We start from the raw sequence: 25,494 nt of genomic DNA, 5'->3' as shown, positions 1-25,494 counted from the left end.
GATGTCCGTCTCGAGCCGAAAGGTGTCGTTGGCGACATTCTGTGACCCGTGAGAAAACCGCAAGATCGGTCGAGCGCGTCATGTCTGCATGCGCTTAGCTGGTGCGGCCACGGAGGACAGAACGATGAAGGCGGCGCTTCAAAACTACCATGCCCGGATGCAGCGGGTGCTGGATCACATAGACCGGCATCTGGATGACGATCTGGACCTGGATGCGCTGAGCAGCGTCGCAGCCTACTCGAAATATCATTTCCACCGGCAGTTCACGGCGACCTTCGGTCTGTCCGTGCATCGCTATATCCAACTCGCCCGCATGAAGCGCGCTTCATACAGGCTGGCCGACAGGGATGCCCAAAGCGTCACGGATATAGCGATGGATGCCGGTTACGACGCACCGGATGCTTTCGCCCGCGCCTTTCGGCAACGGTTCGGGCAATCACCTTCGTCGTTCCGGAAGTCGCCCGACTGGGCGCCGTGGCTTGCGGCCTTCGGGCCTCTCAACAACGCCAGGAGCAAACTCATGCAGATTACCTATGCAAGCGATGACGTGACGATCCGCGATGTGCCGCCGACGCCGGTGGCGATCCTGGAACATCGGGGCGACCGGGCGACGCTCGGCGCCACCATCGAGCGGTTCATCGCCTGGCGCAAGGCCGCCGGCCTATCGCCCGAGACGAGTGCGACCTTCAACATCTTCCGTTCGGAGAGGACACCCGCGGTCCCGGCCGATTACAGCATGGACCTGTGCGTGGGAACCGACCGGCCGATCGACGTCGATGACGAGGTGATGAAGGCTGGGGTGATCCCCGGCGGACGCTGCGCGGTTCTGCGCGTCGTTCACGATACCCACAATCTGGAGCCCGCTGCACTCTACCTTTATCGGGATTGGCTTCCGGCCAGCGGCGAGGAAGCGCGTGACTTCCCGATCTATTGCCAGCGACATTTTTCGTTCTTCCCGAACGTGCCGGTTCATGATGTCGTCGTGGAACTGTTTTTGCCGCTGAAATAGCGCCCTCTGACGGCGGCCTGTCTCTTCCGATCGCAAGAAGCCGACAGGCCGCGATCCACCCAATCTCGGTCTATCTGGGTTCACGGCCTAGATAAGACCCGAATATTCCGACGCCTCGTTTTAGCCTTCAATTCATCATCGTATCGTCAACTCCCCGACACGACAGTGTTATGCAGGTACGCTAATACTCCTTTATAAGATAAAAGGAGGATAGGCCGTGCAGGATAGTGAAATGACGATTTCGGAAGTTCTGCGAGATCCGATGATCCGGCAGATGCTCCGTGCCGACCGCGTGTCGTTGAGCGAATTTGCCAAGCTTCTCGAAAAAACGGCCCGCGCAAGAAATGCAGCCTCTGCCGAAGAGGGTGCAATAGCGCTCATGCCTCGCGTTCTCATTGAACGTCCATCTGCGGGTAGCGAGGCGGGTCTCTAAAGAGTTTCCGGAGAGGCGCAGCCGCCGGTTTTTGGTCCGAAGCAGTCCTTGGATCGTGAACCTACGAATACAACGATCTTTATCCGACCGTCTCATAGCGCGCGCGGCTGAAGCTGACGCAGCTAGAGACCGCCGCGCAGATGCCGGCCAAAACAAGCGCGAAGCTAGGCGCGCTTGTCTCCGGCATGGTTTCGAAAATGATCGACATGGAAATGGCACCAAAGGTTTGTCCAAGAAGGCGTGCCGTGCCTTGCATAGCTCCCGCTGCGCCGCTGCGCGCCTTCGGTGCGGTGAGAAGGAGAACGCGGTTATTAGGGGTCTGGAAGAGACCGAACCCGACACCGGCGATAACCGTACCGACCAGAAATGCAATTCCTCTTGAATCGGACGGGCATAGGCCCGCTATGAGGAGACCTGTGGCCAGCAGCGCGCCTCCGGAGGCGCAGAGCCACGCCGTCTTGACGCGACCGGCCAACCGTCCTGAAATCGGGGCCACGACAATCACCGCGGCGGGCCAAGGCATCATGTAAAGCCCCGCCAAAGCCGGGGTCATGTGCAGGGTATGCTGAAGGTAGAACGGCAGCGCGACATAGCCCAGCATCTGGCCCGTAAAGCACGCGATGGACGCGATGACGGCAACCCGAAAGGCAGGATCGGCCAAAAGGTCCGTTGGGACGATGGGCGCAGTGTTCTTGCGTTCAAGCCGCAGCAGCGCGAGGAGGGACAGAATAGAAGCGCCAATCAGAACGGAGCCGCTGATCGGCGCACTGGCTATCCGGTCTGCGCCAGAGAAGAACAAAATGAACATCAGCGTGTTGGCCAGCAGTGCCGCTGCGTTCAGTTGCCGCTTGACACCTTGCAAGTGGCCGAGAAGACCGCCACACAACAGCACGATTGCGCCAAGCGGTATGTTGACGGCAAACAACCAAGGCCAACTGGCGACGGAGAGGATTGCCCCGGCAACACCTGGCCCTGCGGCCGAAGAAATCGCAATGACCATTGCGTTGATGCCGATGATGGTCCCCAACAGCCGCTGCGGCACTGCAAAGCGCAGGTTCATTATTCCCAGTGCCATGATCGCGCCGGCGCCCAATCCCTGCGCAAATCGCGCCGCGACCAGGACGGGAAGATTTTCAGCGAAGGCACACGCGGCAGAAGCCGCCGTGAAGAGAGCGACGCCCATCAGGAAGACACGTCGAGGCCCGTGAATTTCACCCAGCGCACCGCAGGGCAGGAGAGCGACAAGCACAGCAAGCTGGTAACTGGATACGACCCAGACAGTGTCGCTGGCGTCGGCACCAAGCGAGGCCGCGATCGATGGCAGCGCGACATTGGCAATGGCGCCGTCCAACACGACAAGAACGAGCGTCACAAGAAGCACGCCGACTGCCAGGTATCGTCGCGGATAGGGGAGGCCGTCGGAGGCAGGGACTGCGAGGGATGTTACGGACATTGGGGCTCACCTTGGTCGTTCGTTTGCGCCATGGATATCTCGGACCCAAGATTTGCACCAGACGCAACATGGGAAACTGACCGTTGCGTTAAACGCCTCGCTTCGTTAAACCCTACCTATGCCCGATATAGACTTGAACCTGCTGGTAGCCTTGGACGCTTTGCTTCGTGAGCAAAGCGTATCGGCTGCTGCGCGAAAGCTCGGACTAAGTACGTCCGCCATGAGCCGGACGCTGTCGAGGCTACGGACTGCGTTAAGCGATCCCATTCTGGTTCCGGCCGGCCGTGCGATGGTTGCGACACCGCATGCGGAAGCGATAGGGGATCAAGTGCGTTTGCTGACCGCGGCTGTCCAGACCGTGCTAGGCCCACCGGCAGTGGTGGAAATTCGCGAGTTGCAGCGCGATTTCACGATCCGTGCCAACGAAGCATTCGTGCTTTTGCATGCTGCGCGTCTAAGCGTCGCCGTCGCGAACGCTGCGCCTGGTGTGCGGCTGCGTTTCGCGCCCAAGCCAAACAAGGAAATTCAGCCGCTGAGAGATGCGACGATTGACCTAGACATTGGGGTCATTTCCGGCGATGGCGCGGAGCTGCGTGGCCAAACACTGTTCGAAGACTCCTTTGTCGGCGTGGCGCGGGCTGGGCATCCTCTTTTGAAGGCGGAGCATATAACCCCCGAGCGATACGCGGAGTGCGGACATGTCATCTCCTCCAGGCGAGGACATTTCAAGGGCCCCGTCGATGAAGCTCTTGCCGAACTTGGTCTTTCGCGGAGAGTCAACCTCGTGGTGGCGAGCTATCCGGCAGTTATGGCCGTCGCGGCCGCAACCGATCTTGTTGGCTTGGTACCGCGTTCGTATTGCCAGGCGGGTGCTGTGCGGCAGATCGAAATGTTTGAACTGCCCGTGGCCACCCCTGTCTTCGTTATCGCGCAAACGTGGCATCCTCGTATGGACGCAGACCCTGCGCATCGATGGCTGCGGGCATTGATCTTCGATGCATTCAAGTCATAGACCGACCACTTATACGGTGGAAACCCCGTGCGATTCCCAAAAGATATCCGCTGCTGTCTGAACGCTGGCCGTATCGAGCGGTACGGCGCTTTCCATATCGTCCGAGTATGGCACAGAGCGGATGAGTATGATTTTCCGCCGAGGCTCGATCTCGGTCAAAATCGTGCGGCGGGAAGTCCGGGAAATTTTTAATCGAACCGGTGTCGGCTTGGCAAAGCCTCTTTCGTCCTTAGAGTTGTCTATTCCGCCAATTCAAAAGGATCACGACTATGCCGAACACCATACGCTTGCACCGCGTTCTGGCAACCAGCCCAGAGAAGGTATATCGCGCGTTCGTCGAAGCGGACGCGCTCGCCAAGTGGCTTCCCCCCAACGGCTTTGCCTGTACAGTGCATCACTTGGAAGCGACAGTCGGCGGCAAGTTCAGAATGTCCTTCCGCAATTTTACAACGCGCAAAAGCCACGCCTTTGGTGGCGAATATGTCGAACTCGTTCCAGGCGAACGCCTACGTTACACGGACAAGTTCGACGACCCCAACCTGCCTGGCGAAATGGAAGTCACTGTGACGTTGAAGAAAGTTTCCGTGGGGACCGAGCTGTATATAACGCAGTCAGGTGTGCCGGACGTCATTCCACCCGAGGCTTGCTATCTCGGATGGCAGGAGTCGCTGCGAAACTTGGCAAGGCTTGTCGAGCCGGAGATCAACGAATAGCGCATCAAGATTAAACAAAGGCGGTCGGGATCGGATCGCGTTGACGATACTCGCGATCCGATGTTGGATGGGTGTGCTGTTTTTCCAATGTTGCGCTCATGCCCCGGCCCATTTAACTGTCTCATTTGGGAGAGTTGAATGATCGACAAGCTGGAATTCTTCATCGCGCTTGCCAACCAGAAGCATTTCGGCCGTGCTGCCGAAGAATGCGGGGTGACGCAGCCGACATTGTCGGCAGCGATAAGGCAATTGGAGGATCAGCTCGGCGTCATTCTCGTCAGTCGCGGCTCGCGCTTTCAGGGGCTGACGCCGGAGGGTCAGCGCGTGCTGGAATGGGCGCGGCGCATCGTCGGCGATACCAGGACCATGCGCGAGGAAATGCGGGCGGCGCGCAAGGGGCTTGCCGGGCATATCCGGATCGCCGCCATCCCGACGGCGCTTGCCATGATACCGAAGATCACCGCGCCGTTTCAGGAGCGGCATCCTGACGTCACCTTCTCCATCACCTCGCGCAATTCGCTGCAGGTGCTGAGCCTGCTTGAAAATCTCGAGATCGATGCCGGCATCACCTATCTGGAAAACGAGCCGCTTGGCCGTGTCACCAGCGTACCGCTTTATGCCGAGCGCTATCATCTGATCACGGCGGCCGGCAGTCCGCTGGCTGAACGCACTAGTGTGACTTGGAAGGAAGTAGGCGATCTTCGGCTTTGTCTATTGACCGCCGACATGCAGAATCGCCGGATCATCAACCGGCATCTCGCCGAAGCCGGCGCCACGGTGGAGCCGACGCTAGAATCCAATTCGATGATCGTGTTGTTCTCTCATGTCCTGACCGGGCGCTGGGCGAGCATCATGCCGAAGAATGTCGCCGATTCCTTCGGCTTTCCCGCCGATATTCACAAGATCCCGATCACCGAGCCGGATGCCGAGCATCTCGTCGGCCTGGTGGCCACGCACCGTGAACCATTTACGCCGCTTGTATCGGCTTTGTTGCACGAAGCGCGATTGCTCGCGGAAGGCGGCAAGGGTCGATAGAAATTTTCTATCGGGCGACGGGACTGCCTTATTGATCCCCCGGTTCTTCCCTGCGATTTTTCCTCTGTGAGCATGCATCGACGCGTGTTTGCGGAGGAGAAGCCTGGGAGGCTGCTTATGAGTTTGCATCTTGGTTCGGGCGAGATCGCGGCCCGCGCCGGCGTCATCATCGACAGCATGAAGTCCATGGAAGGTCCGCTCCTGCCGATCCTGCATGGGATCCAGGAGGAATTCGGGTACGTGCCGCAGGATACGCTGCCACTGATCGCCAAAGCCTTGAACCTGTCGCGCGCCGAAGTGCACGGCGTCATGACCTTCTACCATGATTATCGCGATCATCCCGCCGGCCGCCACGTCCTGAAGCTCTGTCGCGCCGAATCCTGTCAGTCGATGGGCGGCGACGCGCTGGCGGATCGCATCAAGCAGCTGCTCGGTATCGATTTCCACCAGACGACACCGGATGGCAGCGTGACGCTGGAGCCGGTCTATTGCCTCGGCCTCTGCGCCTGCTCGCCAGCGGCGATGCTGGACGGCGAGCTCCATGGCCGTCTGGACAACGAGGCCGCCGAAGAGCTCGTGATGGAGGCGCGCCGATGACGGTGAAGATTTACATCCCCCGCGATGCAGCCGCTCTTTCTCTCGGCGCCGAGAAAGTGGCCAAGGCTATCGCACAGGAGCTCGCCAACCGAGGCCTCGATGCGCAGATCGTGCGCAACGGCTCGCGCGGCATGTTCTGGCTGGAGCCGTTGGTCGAGGTCGAAGTCGACGGCAAGCGTATTGGCTACGGGCCGGTGAAGGCTAACGACGTTTCTATGCTATTCGATGCCGGGCTGATCACCGGCGGCGATCATACGCTCTGTCTTGGGGAGGTTGAAAACCTCCCATTCCTCAAGGAACAGACCCGTCTCACCTTCGCCCGCTGCGGCATCACCGATCCTCTTTCGCTGGAAGACTACGAAGCCCATGGCGGTCTCAAGGGGCTGCGCCGCGCTGCCGATATGGCTGCGGCAGACATCGTGAAAGAAGTTACCGACTCCGGCCTGCGCGGTCGCGGTGGCGCCGGCTTTCCGACAGGCATCAAATGGAAGACGGTGCTTGACGCGCCGGGTGAGCGCAAATACATCGTCTGCAATGCCGACGAGGGCGATAGCGGCACCTTCGCCGACCGCATGATCATGGAGGGTGATCCCTTCGTTTTGATCGAGGGCATGGCGATTGCCGGTCTGGCAACCGGCGCGACCAAGGGCTTCGTCTATACGCGCTCGGAATATCCGCATGCGATCGCCGTGATGACGGAAGCGGTCGAAATAGCACGCAAGGCCGGCATTCTCGGCCCTTCCGTTCTCGGCTCAGGCAAATCCTTCGACATGGAAGTGCGGACCGGTGCTGGCGCCTATGTCTGCGGTGAGGAAACCGCGCTGCTCAACAGCCTCGAAGGCAAGCGCGGCGTCGTGCGTGCGAAGCCGCCGCTGCCGGCGCATAAGGGCCTCTTCAACTGTCCGACCGTCATCAACAACGTCATTTCGCTCGCGTCCGTCCCCGTGATCATGGACAAGGGCGCGACCTTCTACCGCGATTTCGGCATGGGCCGTTCGCGCGGCACCATTCCCCTCCAGATCGCGGGCAACGTCAAACACGGCGGCCTCTATGAAACGGCCTTCGGCCTGTCGCTCGGCGATATCGTCGACAAGATCGGCGGCGGCACGAGGAGCGGCCGTCCGGTGAAGGCCGTGCAAGTCGGCGGGCCGCTGGGAGCCTATTTCCCACGTGAGCTCTTCGACACGCCTTTCGACTATGAAGCCTTTGCGGCGAAGGATGGGCTGATCGGTCATGCCGGCATCGTCGTCTTCGACGATACCGCCGACATGTTGAAGCAGGCGCGTTTCGCCATGGAATTCTGCGCGGTGGAAAGCTGCGGCAAGTGCACGCCCTGCCGTATTGGCTCGATCCGCGGCGTCGAAACGGCAGACAAGATCGCACGCGGCATCGAGCCGGAAAAGAACCGGGCGCTGCTTGCCGATCTCTGCAACACGATGAAATTCGGCTCGCTCTGCGCTTTGGGCGGTTTCACGCCCTATCCGGTCATGAGCGCGATGACGCATTTCCCGGAGGATTTCTCTCCGGTCCCCCTGATTGAAGCGGCGGAGTAAGACCAGATGTCCCTTGTTTCCGAAATCGACTACGGCACGCCCGCCTCCCGCTCCGAAACCATGGTGACCTTGACCATTGACGGGCAGCAGATCTCCGTGCCGGAAGGCACCTCGGTCATGCGCGCGTCGAGAGAAGCAGGGATCATGGTACCGAAGCTTTGCGCCACCGACATGATCGATGCCTTCGGCTCCTGCCGCCTCTGTCTGGTCGAGATCGAGGGAAGGGCAGGCACGCCGGCCTCCTGCACGACGCCGGTGGCGCCGGGCATGGTGGTGCACACACAGACCGGCCGGTTGAAGGATATCCGCCGCGGCGTGATGGAGCTCTATATCTCCGACCATCCGCTCGACTGCCTGACCTGCGCCGCCAATGGCGATTGCGAATTGCAGGACATGGCGGGCGCCGTCGGTCTGCGCGACGTCCGCTACGGCTATGACGGCGACAATCACGTTACGGCGCGCAACAGTGGCGAGATCAATCTGAAATGGATGCCGAAGGACGAGTCCAATCCCTATTTCACCTATGACCCGTCCAAATGCATCGTCTGCTCCCGTTGCGTGAATGCCTGTGAGGAGGTGCAGGGCACCTTCGCGCTGACCATCGAGGGCCGCGGTTTTGGCTCGCGCGTCTCCGCGGGCATGCACGAGAGTTTCATCGATTCGGAATGCGTCTCCTGCGGCGCCTGCGTGCAGGCCTGCCCGACGGCGACGTTGACCGAAAAATCGGTGATATCGATCGGTCAGCCGGAGCATTCGGTCGTCACCACCTGCGCCTATTGCGGCGTCGGTTGCTCCTTCAAGGCGGAGATGCGCGGCGAGGAACTGGTGCGCATGGTGCCGTGGAAGGACGGCCAGGCCAATCGCGGCCATTCCTGCGTCAAGGGCCGGTTCGCCTATGGCTACTCGACTCACAAAGACCGCATCCTCAATCCGATGATCCGTGAGAAGATCAGCGATCCCTGGCGCGAAGTCACCTGGGATGAGGCGTTTGCGCATATCGCCACCGAATTCAAGCGCCTCCAATATCAATATGGCCGCGATTCCGTCGGCGGTATCACCTCGTCGCGCTGCACCAACGAGGAGACATTCCTGGTGCAGAAGCTGGTGCGCGCCGGCTTCGGCAACAACAATGTCGATACCTGTGCCCGCGTCTGCCATTCGCCGACCGGCTATGGCCTTGGCCAGGCGTTCGGCACCTCGGCCGGCACGCAGAATTTCGACAGCGTCGAACAATCCGACGTCGTCATCGTCATCGGCGCCAACCCGACGGACGGCCATCCGGTGTTCGCCTCGCGGCTGAAGAAGCGGCTGCGCCAAGGCGCGAAGCTTATCGTCATCGATCCGCGCCGCATCGATCTGGTTCGTACGCCGCATGTGGAGGCAAGCTTCCACCTGCCACTGCAGCCAGGCACCAATGTCGCCGTGTTAACGGCACTTGCCCATGTCATTGTCACGGAAGGTCTGTTCGACGAGAAGTTCATCCGCGAGCGCTGCGACTGGTCGGAATTCGAGGACTGGGCAGCTTTCGTTGCCGAGCCGCAGCATAGCCCGGAGGAGACGGAAAAGTTCACTGGCGTTCCCGCCGATCTCGTTCGCGGTGCGGCCCGTCTCTATGCCAAGGGCGGCAATGGCGCGATCTATTACGGCCTGGGTGTCACCGAGCATAGCCAGGGCTCGACGACTGTCATGGCCATCGCCAATCTTGCCATGGCGACCGGCAATATCGGCCGTCCGGGCGTCGGCGTGAACCCGCTGCGTGGCCAGAACAACGTCCAGGGTTCCTGCGACATGGGCTCCTTCCCGCATGAGCTGCCGGGCTATCGCCACATCTCCGACGATGCGACGCGCGATATCTTCGAGAAGCTCTGGGGTGTGAAGCTCGACAAGGAGCCGGGCCTGCGCATCCCCAATATGCTGGATGCCGCCGTCGATGGCACCTTCAAGGGCATCTACATCCAGGGCGAGGATATCCTGCAGTCCGATCCGGACACCAAGCATGTCGCGGCCGGCCTTGCCGCCATGGAATGCGTCGTCGTCCATGATCTCTTCCTGAACGAGACGGCCAACTACGCCCACGTCTTCCTGCCGGGCTCGACCTTCCTGGAAAAGGACGGCACCTTCACCAATGCCGAGCGCCGCATCAACCGCGTGCGCAAGGTGATGAGCCCACGCAACGGCTATGCCGACTGGGAAGTGACGCAGAAGATGGCGCAGGCCATGGGTCTTGCCTGGAATTATCAGCACCCATCGGAGATCATGGACGAGATCGCTGCGACGACGCCGAGCTTTGCGCTGGTCTCCTACGATTATCTCGAGAAGATGGGTTCCGTGCAGTGGCCCTGCAACGAAAAGACGCCTCTGGGATCGCCGATCATGCATGTCGACGGTTTCGTGCGCGGCAAGGGCAAGTTCATCCGCACCGAGTACGTCGCGACTGATGAACGCACCGGACCGCGCTTCCCGCTGCTGCTGACGACGGGACGCATTCTCAGCCAGTACAATGTCGGGGCGCAGACACGGCGCACGGAGAATGTCGTCTGGCATGCCGAGGACCGGCTGGAGATCCATCCGCACGATGCCGAACAGCGCGGCATCCGCGATGGAGATTGGATCAAGCTCGCCAGCCGCTCCGGCGATACGACGCTGCGTGCGCTGATCACTGACCGCGTGGCCCCCGGCGTGGTCTATACGACCTTCCACCATCCCGATACGCAAGCGAACGTCATCACGACGGACTATTCCGACTGGGCGACTAATTGCCCGGAATACAAGGTGACGGCCGTACAGGTCTCGCCCTCCAACGGTCCGTCGCAATGGCAGATCGACTACGACGAACAGGCGCGACAGTCTCGCCGGATTGCTGGGAAGTTGGAGGCGGCGGAGTGAGATCGAGAGCGAAAGAGGGGGGTACTACACGCCCCGTCAGCCTATGACCCGTTTCCCTCCCACCACCACCGCCCCCGAGACTGTGCGTCGCAACGGCGTTGTTCGCTCCGGATCGCGCATCGTGCCGGAAGAGGTGCCGATCGCTTTTTCCTATGGCGGCTCCTCGCATGCGGTGATGATGGGAACGCCGGCCGACATTGAGGATTTTGCGGTTGGATTCAGTCTGACCGAGGGCATCATTACCGATATCGATCAGATTGCCGCGGTCGAGCCGGTTGAAGACGAGCAGGGGATTGACGTGCAGATCACCCTGGTCGATGACGCGGCCGATGCGCTGCGCGTCCGGCGACGGCATATGGCCGGACCGGTCGGCTGTGGGCTCTGCGGCATCGAATCGATCGAGCAGGCGGTGCGCAAGGTGCCGGATGTTTCGACGGTCTCGCTGACGGTCTCGCATGGAGATATCGTCAAGGCAGTCGCTCTTTTGAGCGACGCGCAGTTGTTGAACCGCGAGACCCGCGCCGTGCATGGGGCGGGCTTTTATATCCCGGCCGAGGGATTGATCGCGGTGCGCGAAGATGTCGGGCGGCACAATGCGCTGGACAAGCTCTGCGGCGCCGTCATCCGTTCCGGCCATAAGGGCTCTGAGGGCGTCGTTGCCGTCACCAGCCGGCTGTCCGTCGAGATGGTGCAGAAGGCGGCGATATTGGGCAGCTCCGTCCTCGTCGCCATTTCCGCGCCGACGGCACTTGCTATCCGTACGGCCGAGGAGGCGGGCATGACGTTGGTGGCACTGGTGCGCGGCGACGATTTCGAGATTTTCACCCACCCGCAGCGCATTATCCCGGGGAGCATCGCCGATGTCGCCTGACGACACACCTCATGGAAAAACCGCGACCAAGCTCGTCTATATGGCGAACCAGATCGCCACCTTCTTCAAGACGCAGCCGGCCAACGAAGCGGTGCAGGGCGTTGCGACGCATATCAATAAGTTCTGGGAACCGCGCATGCGGCGGCAGCTTTTCGAGATGATCGATCAGGGAGACAGTGGGTTGAATCCTCTGGTGCTGGAGGCAGCCCCCTTGATCCATAGACCGGAGCCGGTCAAACAAGACTGATCCGGCCTTAATGTTGGCGCTGGGTCTGATCGCCAATGCGTTGATCGCCTGGGCAATCGTCGGCATTCCGCTGCTCTGGGGTGTCTGGGTGAGGATCAATATGCGCTATTCGGCTGAACCCGGCACGCTGCTTGCATGAAGAAAACCGCCCTGGAAAACCGGGCGGTTTTATTTATGGAGGGTGGAATGAAAAACAGGCGCTTAGGCGGCGAGTTCTTCCGCTTCGCTTTCCTTGAACATCTTGGCGAGGTTCAGGAAGCAGATCATGCCGCTTTCGGTGGCGATGATGCCTTCGCAATAGGCGCGATCGAAGGAGGCAGTGACTTCGGGGACTGGCTGGACCTGGCTGGAGGAAATCGTCAGGATATCGGAGACGCGGTCGACCAGCATGCCGATGACCATGTTGTGGACTTCGGCGACGACGATGGCGCTGCGTTCATTGGCGACCGTGCTCTTCATGCCAAGCTTGTAGGCGAGGTCGATGATTGGGATGACTGAGCCGCGCAGGTTCATGACGCCGATGACATCGGCCGGCGCATGCGGGATCGGCGTGGACGGCGCCCAGCCGCGAATTTCGCGGATCGTGGTGGTCTTGACGCAGAACTCCTGATCATGAAGCCGGAAGGCAATGATCTCCAAAGTGTCGCCGCTGAAGCTGGTGGAATTGATCGTGGCCATGAACATTCTTCCCATTGGAGCACGGCGCCAAAACTGACGCGTTATCACGACGATAACGCAAGAATGTTGCTCAAACCTAAACCTGTAGAAGAGATTTCGACAGGATATACTTTGGCCACTTCCAAAGGTTTGGCTTATTTAGCCAGTACCTTGTCGATCTGTTCCAGCGCCCAATCGACCTGATCGCGGGTGATGACCAATGGCGGCGCAAGACGGATCGTGTGATCGTGCGTGTCCTTGGCGAGCAGGCCGAGATCCTTGAGCTGGTAGCAATATTGCCGCGCGCCGCCGGCCTCCGGCACCAGTTCCACCGCCATCATCAGCCCGCGGCCGCGCACCTCCTTGACGATGTTCGAGCGGATCGAGCGCAGGCCTTCAAGGAAATAATCGCCCATGACAGCGGCGTTCTCGATCATGCCTTCCTCGGTCAGGACGCGCAGTGCGGCGCGAGCGACGGCGCAGGCGAGTGGATTGCCGCCGAAGGTGGAGCCATGCTGGCCGGGCTTCAAGACGCCGAGCACTTCAGAATTGGAAAGCACCGCGGAAACCGGATAGAAGCCGCCCGACAGAGCCTTGCCGATCAGCGTCACGTCGGCCTCGATGCCCTCGTGCTCTTCGGCGAGCAGCTTGCCGGTGCGGCCCAGGCCGGTCTGGATCTCATCGAGGATGAGGGTGACGTTGTTGACGGTGCAGAGTTCGCGCACGCGGGTGAAGTAGCCGGGCGCGGGAATGATGACGCCGGCCTCGCCCTGGATCGGCTCGATCAGCGCGGCAACGGTATTTCCGTTGATTGCGGCAGCAAAGGCATCGACATCGCCGAAGGGAACAGTGCGGAAGCCTGGCGTATATGGGCCGAAGCCGGTGCGGGCATCCGGATCGGTCGAAAAGCTGATGATGCTGAGTGTCCGGCCATGGAAATTGTTCGAGAAGACGATGATCTCCGCCTGGTTTTCCGGAACGCCTTTCACCTCATAGCCCCATTTGCGCACGGCCTTGATCGCGGTTTCGACGGCCTCTGCGCCGGAGTTCATCGGCAGGATCTTGTGCGAGCCGGTCAGCGCCGCCAGCTCTTCATAGAGATAGGCGAGCTGGTCGTTGCGGAAAGCGCGGGAGGTGAGCGTCAGCTTTCCGGCCTGCTCGATCATCGCTTCGCGGATCTTCGGATGGCAGTGACCCTGGTTGACCGCCGAATAGGCCGACAGGCAATCGAGGTAGCGCTTGCCGTCCGTATCCCAGACGTAGACGCCTTCGCCGCGGTTCAGCACGACATCGAGCGGCTTGTAATTGTGGGCGCCGAGGCGCTGTTCGGTGGCGATAAGATCGGCAGATGCGCTCATGGTAGTCTCCCGCGGAGTAAATACTCCCCAAAGTGTAGATGGCTTTGGGTAAGATCATGCCAGATTGAAAACCTAGGCCGCCCTTGTCGGGCGATCAAAAATGCGCCGCCCGAACAGGCTTGCTGCCATTTCCACCAGGACGCGGGCGCTCTTGCCGCGATCGTCGAGGAACGGATTGAGTTCGACCAGATCGAGCGATGAAACGAGGCCGCTGTCGGACAGCATTTCCATGATGAGATGGGCCTCGCGGAAGGTCGCGCCGCCCGGTACGGTCGTTCCGACACCCGGCGCTATATCCGGATCGAGAAAATCGACATCGAAACTGACATGCAGCAGGCCGTTGGCGGCGCTGATCGTGTCGAGCACCCGGCGCATGATCGCCGCCACACCTTGTTCGTCGAGCGAGCGCATGTCGAAGACGTTGACGCCGTGCTCGCGGATTTCCTGGCGCTCGTGCGGATCGACGGAGCGTATGCCAACCTGGAAAACCTTCTTCGGATCGACCAGTGGCCGGCTGGCCGGCAGGATATCTGCGATTTCCGCTTCGCCGCAGAAGAAGGCGACGGGCATGCCATGAATATTGCCCGAGGGCGATGTGGCCGGGGAATTGAAGTCCGAATGCGCGTCCAGCCAAAGCACGAACAGCGGCCGGCCAACCCTAGCCGCATAGCGCGCCATGCCGGAGACGCTGCCCATGGAGAGGCTGTGATCGCCGCCGAGGATCAGCGGGAAACCGCCCGACGAGGCAACTTCGTAGACCTTGGCTTCCAGAGCACGGGTGAAGGCGCCGACGATCTTCAAATTATGTGCCTTCGGATGGTCCGGCAGATCGGCGGCCGGGGCCGGACGCAGGTCGCCGGCGTCGGTGACGCGGTGGTTGAGCTCCGTCAGCATCGTCTCGATGCCGGCAATGCGCAGGGCTGTTGGGCCCATGCCGGCGCCGCGGCGGCCGGAGCCTTCCTCAAGCGGAACGCCGATCAGTGTGATGGATGTGGATTCTACGTTCATCGGCGGCGCTCCAGAGAGTTAGGGGCTGTCGATCTCGATTATCAGTGAGGGAGATGACAGCAAAAAGATGGAAAATTGTCGAAAATCGAGTAGTCTTCGACAAATTGAATAGTGCTATCTAGCAGAATGACAAGTCCATGGATGATCTCGATCGCGACCTCCTGAGCGCGCTGCGCCACAATGCCCGTACCTCCGTCTCATCGCTGGCGGCAGCGACCGGCGCCTCACGCGCCACCGTGACCGCGCGCATCGAACGGCTGGTCGATAGCGGCACCATCACCGCCTTCACCATCAGAACCGGCCATGAAACCCGCGCCGCCGGCGTGCGCGCCATCATCATGATCGAGGTGCTCGGCAAGATGGCGGACAAGGTCGCCGACCAGCTTCGCGGCCTGCCGCAGGTAAGGGCGTTGCACAGCACCAACGGCAAATGGGATTTCATCGCTGAACTGGAAGACCGCGACCTCGCCTCCTTCGACGAAACGCTGCGCCGCATCCGGCTGATCAACGGCATCAACACGACGGAGTCTAATATTTTGCTGAAGACGAGCAAGATGGGATTTTAGGTCGTTTCTCCGTCTCCCGGTGGGGCGAAGAAGGCCTCAATACTCACGCTCATAGACGATGCCGGCTTCGCCCGCGCCATTCGAGCCGGCCGCTCCCCGCAGCTTTACTCCGCGCCCGACGTCGAGATTGATGATCGCCTTGGTGTTGTTGGCGGCGCCCTGCTGCAGCTCGATATAGGTGCGCTTGTTCAGATATTTGCCGGCGCCCACCTGCGCCTGACCTTTTGCGTCTGTCGTTATGTCGAGATCGTCGACACCGAGATGGCTGCGCAGGCCCTCGAACAACGAGGTTGAGTGGCCGCCGGCGAGCTGGCTTGCAGCATCGGCGAGCTGGGCGATCTGCAGGGCTGAAAGCTTCGACATCGATTGTCCGAAGATCAGTTGTGCCAGAACCTCGTCCTGAGGCAGGGCAGGCGAGGACGAGAAACTGATCTGCGGGTCGGTGGCCAAACCGGTGACGTCGACAGTGATGGTGGTGGAGCTCACGGTCGACGTAGCTTCCATGTCGAGGGCAGGCGTCAGGTCGCCGCCGAAAGTGATCTTGCTGGTATTGGTGAAATCCAGGCGACGGCTGAGGATGGTCAGGCGCCCGCGCCTCATGGTGAAACCGCCGGAGACGATGGGGTTCGCCGCCGTGCCGCGAATGGTGATGCTGCCGCCGAGTTCCGCGTCGATGCCGCGGCCGCGGACGAAGATCTGCGAAGGCGCGTCGAGTTGGAGGTCGATGCCGAGGGTGGTGGACTTATCTCTCGGGCCTTGTGACTTCTGGTCCCTGAACTGGGCGCTGACGGCGGCAGGTGCGTTCCTGTGTCTGATGTTGATCTCGGAGAGCGAGGCCGGCAGTTTTTCCGGCACTGTGATGGACGCTCTGTTGAGCTTCAGACTGCCTGTGAGCACCGGCGCGGTCAAAAGCGGCCCTTTGATTCCGATTGTGCCGTTGATGGTTGCGGTCACCAGCGTGCCGTCGACATAGGTGGCGTTATTGAATCTCAACTGGATATCGGCGGGAAAGCCACTACCCGGAGCGATACCGATCGTGCCGCTTGCCGATACGCTACCGCCGCTGGCGAGATTGCCGTTGAGCCGCGAGATCACCGCTTGCCTGCCGTCGAGGGTGACAGTGACGGCCAGGCCGTTAAGGGTGAGGTTGCGGCGGACATCGACGAGCTTGGCGCCGTCGGTGGAGATCGTGCCTCTCACGGAAGGTGCTGCTGTCGTGCCGGCGATCTGTATGTCGATCCTCGCCGCGCCCGTCATGCTGAGGCCCTGAGCGGCGAGCTGTCCGGCCATCGCATCGAAGGGCAGAGTGCCGGAGAACTTCATCGCCAGGGCGTTGCTGCCTGCTACGGCAACTGTGCCGCCGCCGTTGAGCGCCAAGCCATTCTGGCCGGTGAGGCTGGTGTCGATGGTGACCGTATTGTTGGCGAACTGGCCGTTCGCCCTGATGCCGAGCGGGCCGAGCCCGGCCGATTTCGTCTGGCTGGTCGCCGCCCCTGACCAATTGGTCTGAAAGCCGACGACGGGTGCAGCCGGCTTGCCGGTCACGGTCACCGTACCGGAGATCACCCCTTCTGCCGCAAGAGTCGGCACGAAGACATTGGCGAGGCTGGCGGGCAAGTTGGCGATCTGCGCGGTGATGTTCAGCGCTTGTCCAGCCGTGCCGTTGACTATCACAGAACCGCCGCCGGTCTGGATGGTAAGGCCGTTCAACGATGCCGTGCCATCCTTGATGGAGATCTTGGTCGGCGACGCCAGTTTGACCGGGATAGTGCGCGGCGCGGCGGCGAAATTGTCGAGGCTGACGACCGTCTGGCCACCGCCGGTCTCGACATTACCATTGGCAGTCAGCGGAGCGTTGTCATAGTTCGACTTGAGATCGAAAACCGTACGGCTGCCCTGCTGCGTGAAGGTCAGCCCGAGATTGGCAATACGGTTGGCGCCGGAAGCAATGGCATCGGCGCGGATGCTGCCATTGGCGGAAAAGGCCTTGAGGTCGTCGACGGTCAGCGCGATGGCCGGCTTGTTGATCGAGAGATCGTCACGGCGGATGCCGCTGCCGCTGGCGTTGACCTTCAGACCGATCTTGCCATTGGCGTTGGAGAGATCGACCGAGCCCTTGAGATCGCCGTCAGCTTTCTGGCCGGCCAGGGCGGCAAGCAGGCTGAGGTCGGGAAGATCGAAGTTCAACGTGCCTGATGGTTCGAAACTCGGCGAAAGCTCCAGCCTGCCCTGTAGCTTGTTGGGGCCGACTTCGACGGCGAGCTTAGGGATGCTGGTACGGCCGCTCTGGGAGGTGGCATTGGCGGTAATGCTGATCGGTTTACCGTCGATTGCGCCATTTGCCTGCACGTTCGCCTGCGGCGCATTCGGATCCGCTGTTCCGGTCAGAGCAACGTCGAGCGTGTCCAGCAGGCGGCCGGCGAGCTTGACGTTGACGGCCTTTACCGTCGCTTCGATGCCGAGCGCTGTCAGCGGACCCTTTGCCTTGACGCCGATATCCGCCTGCCCCTCGGCATTCGGGACAAGCTTGGAGAGATCGAGCAGTTTGCCAGTGATGTCGGATGTCAGTGTTTGGCCATCGAGCGCGGCATTGCCGTTTATCTCGCCAATGTTGGATTTCAGGGCCAGGTTGGAGAGGTTCATTTTCGTCGGCACGGTACCGGCAACCTGACCCTCGAGCGAAATCGTTCCCTCGAACTTGTCCGACACGCCGTCCGGCAGCACGGCAGGCAGCGCGAAGATCTTGAAGTTGCCGGTCAGCGACTTCGACGACAGCGTATATTTGCCGTTGACTGTGCCGCCGATGCTGGCGCTTTCCAGCGTCGTGTTGTTGAAGCCAATCGTGTCCGGCGAAAGCTGCAGCGGCGCCGTCAGCGCGATCGGCGCACGGATCAGGCGGTTGAGATCGGGGCTGATGAAAGCGGTCTGGCCGATAACGAGGCGAAGCTGCAGGGGGCCGGACCCATTGGTCAGGTTGAAGGCGTCGCTCTTGGCACTGAGGTTCACCTGGCCGATCTGGCCTTGCGGCGTGCTGGCGCTTTCGAGCGAGGCCTTGGCGTCGATCTTCACGGACTGCGCAGCGCCCGTCAGCGCGACATCGACACGCGAAATCATTGCCCGCACCTCGCCGTCTTCCATCGGCCAGCGGAAATCGACTGGCCCCGATGTGCCGAGCAGGTTGGCGTTGAGGCTGTTATTGCCTGAGGGATCAAGCGTGCCAGAGGCGGCGATGACAACGCTGCCGGTTGCGAGATTGCCGGTCTGGATATCGATCTTGCCCTTGCCATCGAAAGTGGCGGAAAGGTCAATCGTCGTCTGGCCGGCGAAGAGCGGGCGGAAGGTCGGCGGCAGCAGTGAATCGACGTCGCCGCCGCCCTTCACGTCGATATGGTGCAGCCCGTCGGCGGAAATGGCGTGATGGCCATCTATCGACACCGTCGGCTTGCCGTCGAGTGCGGCCTGCAACTTGCCGGCCCAGTTCGACAACGGGCCCTCGCCGGAGAGGTTGATATTGATCGCCGGACCGCCCGGCAGATGCAGCATCCCGGCGAGCATACCATCACGAGGTTCGGCGATCTCGGCCCTGAGGTTCAGCCGGTTTTCTGCCGGTGCGAACGCAATGTCGGTGGAGAGCTTGGCGTCGGGGACATCCTGGCGATTGGCATTGAGGATGAGGTCGATGCTGCTGCTGTCCGCCTTGACGCTGCCGTTGGCGGTAAGCGCGAAATCCTGGCCGGCCACAGCTTGCCCGATGCGGAGATCGGGCAATGCAATGGCTGCGATATCGACGGCGATGGGCAGCGAGAAGCCTTTGCTTTCGTTCGTAGTTGCTTGCGGCTCCGGCGCCGCCTTCGCGGTCGTGACCGGCAAGCGTTGAAAATCCACGGCGCTGGCGGCAACGCGGTCGGCATGGAAAGTGCCCGTCAGCAGCGAGGTCGGCGACCAGTCGATGGCAAGGTTCTGAACCTTGGCGAAAGTGCCCTTAGTGTCGGCAACCGCGATCGAGCCGACCCTAAGGCTGCCGGTCAGGAGCCCCGACGGCTGGGTAATTGTGATGGTGTGGTCGGGCGTCGAGACGAGCCTCGCCACCTGGTTGACGGCATAACCGGTCGCTGCGGGCACGAAGCCGACAATGAGCACGACGGCGATCGCAAGCGCGAGGATTGCCACAACCGCATAGGCGATGAGGCGTACCAATCTCCCGAGAATTCGAATCAACGTGCTCATGAGAGCGACAGTAACCTCAATTTTGTAACCGCGTGCTGAACCGTCTCCGACTGTACGGCTTGTCAGAAGGCTTGGCCGATGCCGGCATAGATACCGTATGCCGTGCCGTTTGGATATTTGTTGAGTGGGACGGCAACGTCGAGCCTGATGGGGCCGAAGGGTGTAGCGTAGCGCACACCGACGCCCGCGCCAATGCGAACATCGGAAAAGTCAGGAAAAGTGCTGCCGGTGACACTGCCCAAGTCGACGAAAGGCACGATGCCGATCGTATCGGTGATCTTGACGCGGGCTTCAAGAGAGGCGGTGGCATAGGAGCGGCCGCCGAGTGCGTTGCCGTTGGAGTCGTAGGGCGTGATTTCCTGATAGGCGTAGCCGCGCACCGACCCGCCGCCGCCGGCATAGAAACGCCGGGTCGCCGGAATATCCGCGATACTGTTGGCGCCGATCAGCGAGCCGAGAGAAAGCTTGCCGGCGAAGACGACATTATTATTGGCGCCGACGCCCTGATAGCCGGAAATCGAACCTTCGAAGGAACTGAACACCGAGCTGCCCAATGCTTCATAACTTGGCTTGGCGCTGATCGATGCGCGGTAGCCCTCGGTCGGGTCCAGTTTGTTGTCGCGCGTGTCCCTGATATATTCGAGCGGGATCGCCAGCGTTAGATAGTTTTGATCGCCATAGGCGTCGGTGCTGTCTTGCTCATAGGTCAATTCGCCGCCGCCCGAGACGGTATCCTGATCGGACAGCTCGTAGGCAAGGCCGGCGCTCGCAGTGACGGTATCGGCATCGTAGGCATCCGGATGCAGGCTTTGCATCTTCAGGCCGGTGGTGAAGGTTGCTGAAGGATAGAGGGTGGCGGGTCGGACATAGGTAATGCCGGCGCTATAGTCGAGCTGGCCGACATCGGTCGTTTCGCCGAGACGGGCGACCGATCCTTCGATGCGCAGCGAGTCCGCCCGGCCGGTCAGGTTGCGATGGCCCCAATAGCCCTGTAGACCGAAACCGTCGATGGTGGAATATTGCGCGCCGAAACCGAAATAGCGCTGCTTGCCTTCCGATACTTCGATGGTCATGGGAATGCTGCCGTCCGGCGCCAGCTTGTCGGCTTCGCGGATGGTGACGCTGGAAAAGACGCCAAGCTTGCGCAGGCGGTCAGAGGCTTTCTTCAGTTCGTCCGGTGAATAGGGCTTGCCCTCGTTGATGCGGGCATAGCGCTTGATGAAATCCGGATCGACCGACTTCTGACCGGTGACGCCGACATTGCCGAAGGGCGCCAGCGGTCCGCTGTCTACCGTCAGCGTCACATCGACCTCATTCGTTTCATGGTCGGCAACGACATCGCGCTTGGTCAGCTTGGCGAGCGGATGCCCCTCGTTCTTGAAGTCGGCGACGATCTTGTCTCCAGCTTTCAGGATAGTCAGTGAGCCGGCATCGCCGCCGGTCACAAGCCCGTATTGAGCGGCATCCAGTCTGCTTGCATCCCCAAGCAGGCTGATCTTGCCGAGTTTGAAGACAGGGCCAGGGTCGACGCTGATGGTCACGGCCACAGGCTTCGAACGGCTGAAGCTGGGGTTCGGCGGCAGCGCGTCGATGTTGGTGCCATTGACCGTGATGGTGACCACGCCGCCATAGCGGGCTTTTTCATAGAGCGTGGCGATCAGCCGTTCGCGATCATCGCGCGCCTTGATGACGACGCCGAGATCACCGGAGACGGGTTTCTTCTTGTCGGAGACCAGCATCGAGCTTTCGGTCAGAGCCTCTTTGAGATCCTTATCGAGATTGCCCGTCTTGAAATCGACGGTGTAGTGAACGGGATCCGAAACCTGATCTGCCGTCTCGTCTTCGCCCCAGAGCGTCATACCGAACAGCTTGAAAGCGAGTGCGTTTCCAGCATAGAGCGGGCCGAACGCAAGCGTTGCCGCGACCGCCATTACGGTGCCTGCTCGCCGATACGCAATACTCTTCCTCGGGCCCGTTCGTTTATGCATGCGCCGCTTTACGGTTATATAAGAACTTTCTCAGTTTGGCGTTTCCCCCGGGTTAACGCGCGGCCACCATAGAGGCAAAAGCGTCCCGCGTGTACCACTTTAGAGTCAAAAACCTGCAAAGGACCGCTTCCGAAATGAAAAATCCCGGATTTTCATCCGGGACTTAGGGCATTTCAGCAATTTATGCAGAAGGGGTGATGGTCGTCGTTTTTGCAATCGCGGCTTTCGATCCAGCGTTGAAACTGACGTCATTTTCGCTGGTCGCGGCATATTTGCAACTCCTCACAGATGAGGAGGTAAGGACCGGAATCAAAAAGTCCCGGACTTCTGCCCGGGACTTCCATATCTCAATCGGCGATCGATCAGTAGCCGCCGCCGTAATAGCTGCTGCGGCGATAACCACCGCGCGGGCAATCGTCGATGTAGCGACGGCCATAGCGGTCACGGTAGTAGCACTGGCCGGGCTGTTCGGCCACGCTGCCGATCACCGCGCCCGAAACACCGCCAATCGCGGCGCCGACGGCTGCACCACGGACATTGCCGGTGACGGCGCCGCCGATGATGGCGCCGGACGCAGCGCCGATGCCGGCGCCTTGTTCAGTCGGGGTGCAGCTTGCGATAGACAAGCCGACCAATGCGAGCATAAGAGCTTTCTTCATTTACTCTCTCCAACGTTAGTTAAGCCGGTACCCCGGCAAACGCCGTCCCAATTTTTCCAGCTCCACCACGATGGGCTGTCCTTGCAGTCCTGCAGCTACGAAGAAATATCGTGCAAAATATGTTTGTCCATTGGGCACTTGCGGTTTTTTTGGTGCTAAACTAGCCGCATCTACATTCGGTAAACAAAAGGAACGAGGCGGAGAGAAAAATCCACGTCCTTCCTAAAGTAGAGGTTGATCGCACTTCAAAAAAGTCAAATGATGGCTGTTGCCTCTGGAGGAGAGGCGAGGAGGAAAATATGTCGAGAGTGACTTTGACGGTGAACGGCCGGACGGTCAGCGGCGAGTGCGAGGATCGCACTCTGCTCGTCCATTTTATCAGGGAAAAACTTGGCCTGACGGGTACCCATGTCGGCTGTGACACCAACCAGTGCGGCGCCTGTGTGATTCACATGGATGGCAAATCGATCAAGAGCTGTTCGCTCCTTGCCGTGCAAGCGTCCGGCTCAAATATTACAACCATCGAGGGTCTCGCTGCCAATGGCGAATTGCATCCCGTTCAGGCTGCTTTCAAGGAGCATCACGGCCTGCAATGCGGCTTCTGCACGCCCGGCATGGTGATGACGGCGGTCGACATGATCAGTCGCCACGGGGGTGCGCTGGACGAAAAGACGGTCCGGGCCGAGCTCGACGGCAATATCTGTCGCTGCACCGGCTACCATAATATCGTCAAGGCAGTTCTTTCTGCCAATGCTGAGATGCACGCCGCTAAACAGGCGGCTGAATAAGATTTCACCGAGATTGTCTGGCGAACGCCAACGACTGTTATCTTGGCGGATTGCCGGGCCCGGAACCCCAATGGGAGGATGTCATGGGCGTTGAAGGCATTGGCGCGCGCGTTGCGCGCAAGGAAGACAAACGATTTCTGACGGGCAAGGGGCGCTACACCGACGATATGGTCGTGCCGGGCATGAAATATGCCTATTTCGTCCGCAGCCCGCATGCGCATGCGAAGATCGCCGGGATCGACGCGTCGGCGGCACTCGCCATGCCGGGCGTGATTGGCGTGCTGGACGGTAAGCAATTGCTTGCCGACGGCATCGGCAATCTGATCTGCGGCTGGATGATCCATTCCAAGGATGGTTCACCGATGAAAATGGGCGCCTGGCGGCCGTTGGCTGTCGAGACGGCGCGGTATGTGGGCGATGCCGTGGCGATCGTCGTTGCCGATTCACTTGGGGAGGCCCGCGATGCCGCCGAAGCCGTGGCGGTGGATTACGAAGAGCTTCCGGCTGTTGTCGAGGCGGTCGCGGCGTTGAAGCCCGGTGCGCCACAGCTTCATCCGGAAGCGGAAAATAATCTGATCTTCGACTGGGAGCTCGGCGACGCAGCTGCGACCGACAAGGCAATCGGAGAGGCCGCCCATGTGACGGAGGTCGAAATCCATAACAACCGGCTGTCGCCGAATGCCATGGAGCCGCGGGCGACCCTCGGCATATATGATGCCGGGGACGAACACTACACCTGCTACACCACCAGCCAGAACCCGCATCTGGCGCGGCTGGTGATGAGCGCCTTCTATAATGTCGCGCCGGAAAACAAGCTACGCGTCATCGCCCCCGATGTCGGCGGCGGCTTCGGCTCCAAGATCTACATTTATCCGGAAGAGGTCGTCTGCCTTTGGGCCTCGAAGAAGACCGGTGTGCCGGTCAAGTGGACAGCCGACCGTACCGAGGCATTCCTGACCGACGCCCATGGCCGCGACCATGTCTCGAAGGTGAAGATGGCCTTCGATGCCCAGAACCGCATCACGGCGCTCAAGGTCGATACCATCGCCAATCTCGGCGCTTACATGTCGCTCTTCTCGTCATGCGTGCCGACCTATCTCTATGCGACATTGCTGTCCGGCCAGTATGCGATCCCAGCGATCCACGCCAATGTCCGCACCGTCTATACCAATACGGTGCCGGTCGACGCCTATCGCGGCGCCGGGCGTCCGGAAGCGACCTATCTTCTGGAACGTACGATAGAAACTGCGGCACGCGAGCTCGGCGTTTCACCGGCGGAACTTAGGCGAACCAACTTCATTCGCTCCTTCCCCCATCAGACGCCAGTCATCATGAATTATGACGCAGGCAACTACGAGGCATCTCTCGATGCTGCCATGCAGCAGGCCGACTGGAACGGGTTTTCGGCCCGCAGAGCGGCGGCAGAAGCCCGCGGCATGAAGCGTGGCATCGGCATGAGCTGTTATATCGAGGCCTGCGGCCTTGCGCCGTCTCAGGCGGTCGGATCGCTCGGCGCCGGTGTCGGCCTATGGGAATCGGCGGAAGTGCGGGTGAATGCCGTTGGTACCGTCGAGGTGCTCACCGGTTCGCACAGCCATGGCCAAGGTCATGAGACGACGTTCGCGCAGCTCGTCGCCGACCGGTTCGGCGTGCCGATCGACAGTGTGTCGATCGTTCATGGCGACACCGACAAGGTGCAGATGGGCATGGGTACTTATGGTTCCCGTTCCGGCGCCGTCGGCATGTCCGCCGTGGTGAAGGCGCTAGACAAGGTCGAGGCCAAGGCGAAAAAAGTCGCCGCGCATCTCATGGAAGCCGATGAAAGCGATATCGTCATCGAGAACGGCGAGGTGAAAGTCGCTGGTACCGACAAGTCGCTGCCGTGGTTCCAGGTGGCGCTGGCGGCCTATACGGCGCATAACCTGCCCTCCGGCATGGAGCCAGGCCTGAAGGAAACCGCCTTCTACGATCCGTCCAACTTCACCTTCCCGGCCGGCTGCTACATCTGCGAAGTCGAGGTCGATCCGGAGACGGGTAAGACCGAGATCATCCAGTTCGTCGCGGCCGACGATTTCGGCAATATCATCAATCCGATGATTGTCGAAGGTCAGGTGCATGGCGGCATCGCGCAGGGGGTCGGCCAGGCGCTGCTCGAGGGGGTGCACTACGATGCCAGCGGCCAATTGCTGACGGCGAGCTTCATGGATTACGCCATGCCGCGCGCCGACGACCTGCCGTCCTTCAATCTGTCGCATCAAAACACGCCTTGCCCCGGCAATCCGCTGGGGGTCAAGGGGTGCGGCGAGGCGGGCGCCATCGGCTCGCCGCCGGCGCTGATTAACGCCATCACCGATGCGATCGGCAATAATACCCTGACCATGCCGGCCACACCGCTGAAGGTGTGGGAAGCGGCGCGGGCCGTGGCCTGAGACAA

General features: G+C 60.8%; 21 protein-coding genes. 14 read left to right on the top strand and 7 right to left on the bottom strand.

Features of this window, described 5'->3' with window-relative positions:
* The first annotated feature begins 124 nt into the window (after nt 1-124).
* Nucleotides 125-1,009 (top strand): GyrI-like domain-containing protein, encoded by an 885-nt coding sequence (locus FHT86_RS24035; RefSeq protein ID WP_133709146.1) that lies wholly within the window; start codon nt 125-127, stop codon nt 1,007-1,009.
* 232 nt (nt 1,010-1,241) lie between these two features.
* Nucleotides 1,242-1,442 (top strand): hypothetical protein, encoded by a 201-nt coding sequence (locus tag FHT86_RS24030; RefSeq protein WP_133709147.1) that lies wholly within the window; start codon nt 1,242-1,244, stop codon nt 1,440-1,442.
* Nucleotides 1,443-1,521: 79 nt separating this feature from the next.
* On the opposite strand, the gene FHT86_RS24025 is transcribed toward FHT86_RS24030, so the two are convergent.
* Nucleotides 1,522-2,823, bottom strand: a complete 1,302-nt coding sequence (locus FHT86_RS24025) for an MFS transporter (RefSeq protein ID WP_133709284.1) — start codon at nt 2,821-2,823, stop codon at nt 1,522-1,524.
* A gap of 190 nt (nt 2,824-3,013) precedes the next feature.
* Between FHT86_RS24025 and FHT86_RS24020 the strand changes: the two genes are divergently transcribed.
* The 9 genes from FHT86_RS24020 (at nt 3,014) to FHT86_RS38495 (ending at nt 11,948) form a co-directional block, all read left to right on the top strand.
* Complete coding sequence (locus tag FHT86_RS24020; protein WP_133709148.1) at nt 3,014-3,907, top strand: LysR family transcriptional regulator; 894 nt, start codon at nt 3,014-3,016, stop codon at nt 3,905-3,907.
* A 269-nt stretch (nt 3,908-4,176) separates the two neighbouring features.
* Nucleotides 4,177-4,620 (top strand): SRPBCC family protein, encoded by a 444-nt coding sequence (locus FHT86_RS24015; protein ID WP_133709149.1) that lies wholly within the window; start codon nt 4,177-4,179, stop codon nt 4,618-4,620.
* A gap of 138 nt (nt 4,621-4,758) precedes the next feature.
* A complete protein-coding gene (locus FHT86_RS24010; protein ID WP_133709150.1) occupies nt 4,759-5,655 on the top strand; it encodes a LysR family transcriptional regulator in 897 nt (298 codons plus the stop codon).
* 117 nt (nt 5,656-5,772) lie between these two features.
* Nucleotides 5,773-6,252 carry a formate dehydrogenase subunit gamma gene (locus tag FHT86_RS24005; RefSeq protein WP_133709151.1) on the top strand — a complete coding sequence of 160 codons (480 nt, stop codon included), beginning with the start codon at nt 5,773-5,775 and terminating at the stop codon, nt 6,250-6,252.
* The gene (locus FHT86_RS24000; protein ID WP_133709152.1) at nt 6,249-7,805 is read left to right on the top strand and encodes an NADH-quinone oxidoreductase subunit NuoF; all 1,557 of its coding nucleotides are present in this window, start codon (nt 6,249-6,251) and stop codon (nt 7,803-7,805) included. The genes FHT86_RS24005 and FHT86_RS24000 overlap by 4 nt, the downstream gene beginning before the upstream one ends.
* Nucleotides 7,806-7,811: 6 nt before the next feature.
* Nucleotides 7,812-10,691: a formate dehydrogenase subunit alpha gene (gene fdhF / locus FHT86_RS23995; protein WP_133709153.1), complete on the top strand. Its 2,880-nt coding sequence runs from the start codon at nt 7,812-7,814 to the stop codon at nt 10,689-10,691.
* A 43-nt stretch (nt 10,692-10,734) separates the two neighbouring features.
* Nucleotides 10,735-11,562: a formate dehydrogenase accessory sulfurtransferase FdhD gene (fdhD, locus tag FHT86_RS23990; protein WP_133709154.1), complete on the top strand. Its 828-nt coding sequence runs from the start codon at nt 10,735-10,737 to the stop codon at nt 11,560-11,562.
* Entirely contained in the window at nt 11,552-11,809 is a 258-nt protein-coding gene (locus FHT86_RS23985) for a formate dehydrogenase subunit delta (protein WP_133709155.1), read from the top strand. The genes fdhD and FHT86_RS23985 overlap by 11 nt, the downstream gene beginning before the upstream one ends.
* Nucleotides 11,810-11,819: 10 nt before the next feature.
* Complete coding sequence (locus FHT86_RS38495; protein ID WP_281413721.1) at nt 11,820-11,948, top strand: hypothetical protein; 129 nt, start codon at nt 11,820-11,822, stop codon at nt 11,946-11,948.
* A 62-nt stretch (nt 11,949-12,010) separates the two neighbouring features.
* Here FHT86_RS38495 and FHT86_RS23980 read toward each other — a convergent pair whose 3' ends face one another.
* The 3 genes from FHT86_RS23980 to rocF form a co-directional block, all read right to left on the bottom strand.
* Nucleotides 12,011-12,487 carry a chemotaxis protein CheW gene (locus FHT86_RS23980; protein WP_133709156.1) on the bottom strand — a complete coding sequence of 159 codons (477 nt, stop codon included), beginning with the start codon at nt 12,485-12,487 and terminating at the stop codon, nt 12,011-12,013.
* Between the two features lie 134 nt (nt 12,488-12,621).
* Nucleotides 12,622-13,824: an ornithine--oxo-acid transaminase gene (rocD, locus tag FHT86_RS23975; protein ID WP_133709157.1), complete on the bottom strand. Its 1,203-nt coding sequence runs from the start codon at nt 13,822-13,824 to the stop codon at nt 12,622-12,624.
* 72 nt (nt 13,825-13,896) lie between these two features.
* A complete protein-coding gene (rocF, locus tag FHT86_RS23970; protein ID WP_133709158.1) occupies nt 13,897-14,832 on the bottom strand; it encodes an arginase in 936 nt (311 codons plus the stop codon).
* 137 nt (nt 14,833-14,969) lie between these two features.
* On the opposite strand from rocF, the gene FHT86_RS23965 reads away from it, so the two are divergent.
* Nucleotides 14,970-15,398 carry an Lrp/AsnC family transcriptional regulator gene (locus FHT86_RS23965; RefSeq protein WP_133709159.1) on the top strand — a complete coding sequence of 143 codons (429 nt, stop codon included), beginning with the start codon at nt 14,970-14,972 and terminating at the stop codon, nt 15,396-15,398.
* 36 nt (nt 15,399-15,434) lie between these two features.
* On the opposite strand, the gene FHT86_RS23960 is transcribed toward FHT86_RS23965, so the two are convergent.
* The 3 genes from FHT86_RS23960 to FHT86_RS23950 form a co-directional block, all read right to left on the bottom strand.
* Complete coding sequence (locus tag FHT86_RS23960; RefSeq protein WP_133709160.1) at nt 15,435-19,625, bottom strand: translocation/assembly module TamB domain-containing protein; 4,191 nt, start codon at nt 19,623-19,625, stop codon at nt 15,435-15,437.
* Nucleotides 19,626-19,687: 62 nt separating this feature from the next.
* Nucleotides 19,688-21,556: an autotransporter assembly complex protein TamA gene (locus tag FHT86_RS23955; protein ID WP_133709161.1), complete on the bottom strand. Its 1,869-nt coding sequence runs from the start codon at nt 21,554-21,556 to the stop codon at nt 19,688-19,690.
* A gap of 419 nt (nt 21,557-21,975) precedes the next feature.
* The gene (locus FHT86_RS23950) at nt 21,976-22,272 is read right to left on the bottom strand and encodes a YMGG-like glycine zipper-containing protein (protein ID WP_133709162.1); all 297 of its coding nucleotides are present in this window, start codon (nt 22,270-22,272) and stop codon (nt 21,976-21,978) included.
* A 299-nt stretch (nt 22,273-22,571) separates the two neighbouring features.
* On the opposite strand from FHT86_RS23950, the gene FHT86_RS23945 reads away from it, so the two are divergent.
* Both FHT86_RS23945 and FHT86_RS23940 read left to right on the top strand, forming a co-directional pair.
* Nucleotides 22,572-23,060 carry a (2Fe-2S)-binding protein gene (locus tag FHT86_RS23945; protein WP_133709163.1) on the top strand — a complete coding sequence of 163 codons (489 nt, stop codon included), beginning with the start codon at nt 22,572-22,574 and terminating at the stop codon, nt 23,058-23,060.
* Nucleotides 23,061-23,143: 83 nt separating this feature from the next.
* Entirely contained in the window at nt 23,144-25,489 is a 2,346-nt protein-coding gene (locus FHT86_RS23940) for a xanthine dehydrogenase family protein molybdopterin-binding subunit (RefSeq protein ID WP_133709164.1), read from the top strand.
* Nucleotides 25,490-25,494 lie beyond the last annotated feature (5 nt).

It is taken from the genome of Rhizobium sp. BK313 (assembly GCF_014193655.1).
Taxonomy (GTDB): domain Bacteria; phylum Pseudomonadota; class Alphaproteobacteria; order Rhizobiales; family Rhizobiaceae; genus Rhizobium.
The sequence above is the reverse complement of the archived record's forward strand: the minus strand, read 5'-3'. Positions and strand labels throughout refer to the sequence as shown.

Excerpts from the sequence above, each read along its gene's own strand:
- FHT86_RS24000 (WP_133709152.1), top strand. The coding sequence starts at position 6,249 with ATGACGGTGAAGATTTACATCCCCCGCGATGCAGCCGCTCTTTCTCTC.
- FHT86_RS24020 (WP_133709148.1), top strand. The coding sequence starts at position 3,014 with ATGCCCGATATAGACTTGAACCTGCTGGTAGCCTTGGACGCTTTGCTT.
- FHT86_RS24005 (WP_133709151.1), top strand. The coding sequence starts at position 5,773 with ATGAGTTTGCATCTTGGTTCGGGCGAGATCGCGGCCCGCGCCGGCGTC.
- FHT86_RS24035 (WP_133709146.1), top strand. The coding sequence starts at position 125 with ATGAAGGCGGCGCTTCAAAACTACCATGCCCGGATGCAGCGGGTGCTG.
- rocD (WP_133709157.1), bottom strand. The coding sequence starts at position 13,824 with ATGAGCGCATCTGCCGATCTTATCGCCACCGAACAGCGCCTCGGCGCC.
- FHT86_RS23985 (WP_133709155.1), top strand. The coding sequence starts at position 11,552 with ATGTCGCCTGACGACACACCTCATGGAAAAACCGCGACCAAGCTCGTC.
- FHT86_RS23940 (WP_133709164.1), top strand. The coding sequence starts at position 23,144 with ATGGGCGTTGAAGGCATTGGCGCGCGCGTTGCGCGCAAGGAAGACAAA.
- FHT86_RS23945 (WP_133709163.1), top strand. The coding sequence starts at position 22,572 with ATGTCGAGAGTGACTTTGACGGTGAACGGCCGGACGGTCAGCGGCGAG.
- FHT86_RS23965 (WP_133709159.1), top strand. The coding sequence starts at position 14,970 with ATGGATGATCTCGATCGCGACCTCCTGAGCGCGCTGCGCCACAATGCC.
- rocF (WP_133709158.1), bottom strand. The coding sequence starts at position 14,832 with ATGAACGTAGAATCCACATCCATCACACTGATCGGCGTTCCGCTTGAG.
- FHT86_RS24030 (WP_133709147.1), top strand. The coding sequence starts at position 1,242 with ATGACGATTTCGGAAGTTCTGCGAGATCCGATGATCCGGCAGATGCTC.
- FHT86_RS38495 (WP_281413721.1), top strand. The coding sequence starts at position 11,820 with ATGTTGGCGCTGGGTCTGATCGCCAATGCGTTGATCGCCTGGGCAATC.
- FHT86_RS24015 (WP_133709149.1), top strand. The coding sequence starts at position 4,177 with ATGCCGAACACCATACGCTTGCACCGCGTTCTGGCAACCAGCCCAGAG.
- FHT86_RS23980 (WP_133709156.1), bottom strand. The coding sequence starts at position 12,487 with ATGGCCACGATCAATTCCACCAGCTTCAGCGGCGACACTTTGGAGATC.
- FHT86_RS24010 (WP_133709150.1), top strand. The coding sequence starts at position 4,759 with ATGATCGACAAGCTGGAATTCTTCATCGCGCTTGCCAACCAGAAGCAT.
- fdhF (WP_133709153.1), top strand. The coding sequence starts at position 7,812 with ATGTCCCTTGTTTCCGAAATCGACTACGGCACGCCCGCCTCCCGCTCC.
- FHT86_RS23960 (WP_133709160.1), bottom strand. The coding sequence starts at position 19,625 with ATGAGCACGTTGATTCGAATTCTCGGGAGATTGGTACGCCTCATCGCC.
- fdhD (WP_133709154.1), top strand. The coding sequence starts at position 10,735 with ATGACCCGTTTCCCTCCCACCACCACCGCCCCCGAGACTGTGCGTCGC.
- FHT86_RS23955 (WP_133709161.1), bottom strand. The coding sequence starts at position 21,556 with ATGGCGGTCGCGGCAACGCTTGCGTTCGGCCCGCTCTATGCTGGAAAC.
- FHT86_RS23950 (WP_133709162.1), bottom strand. The coding sequence starts at position 22,272 with ATGAAGAAAGCTCTTATGCTCGCATTGGTCGGCTTGTCTATCGCAAGC.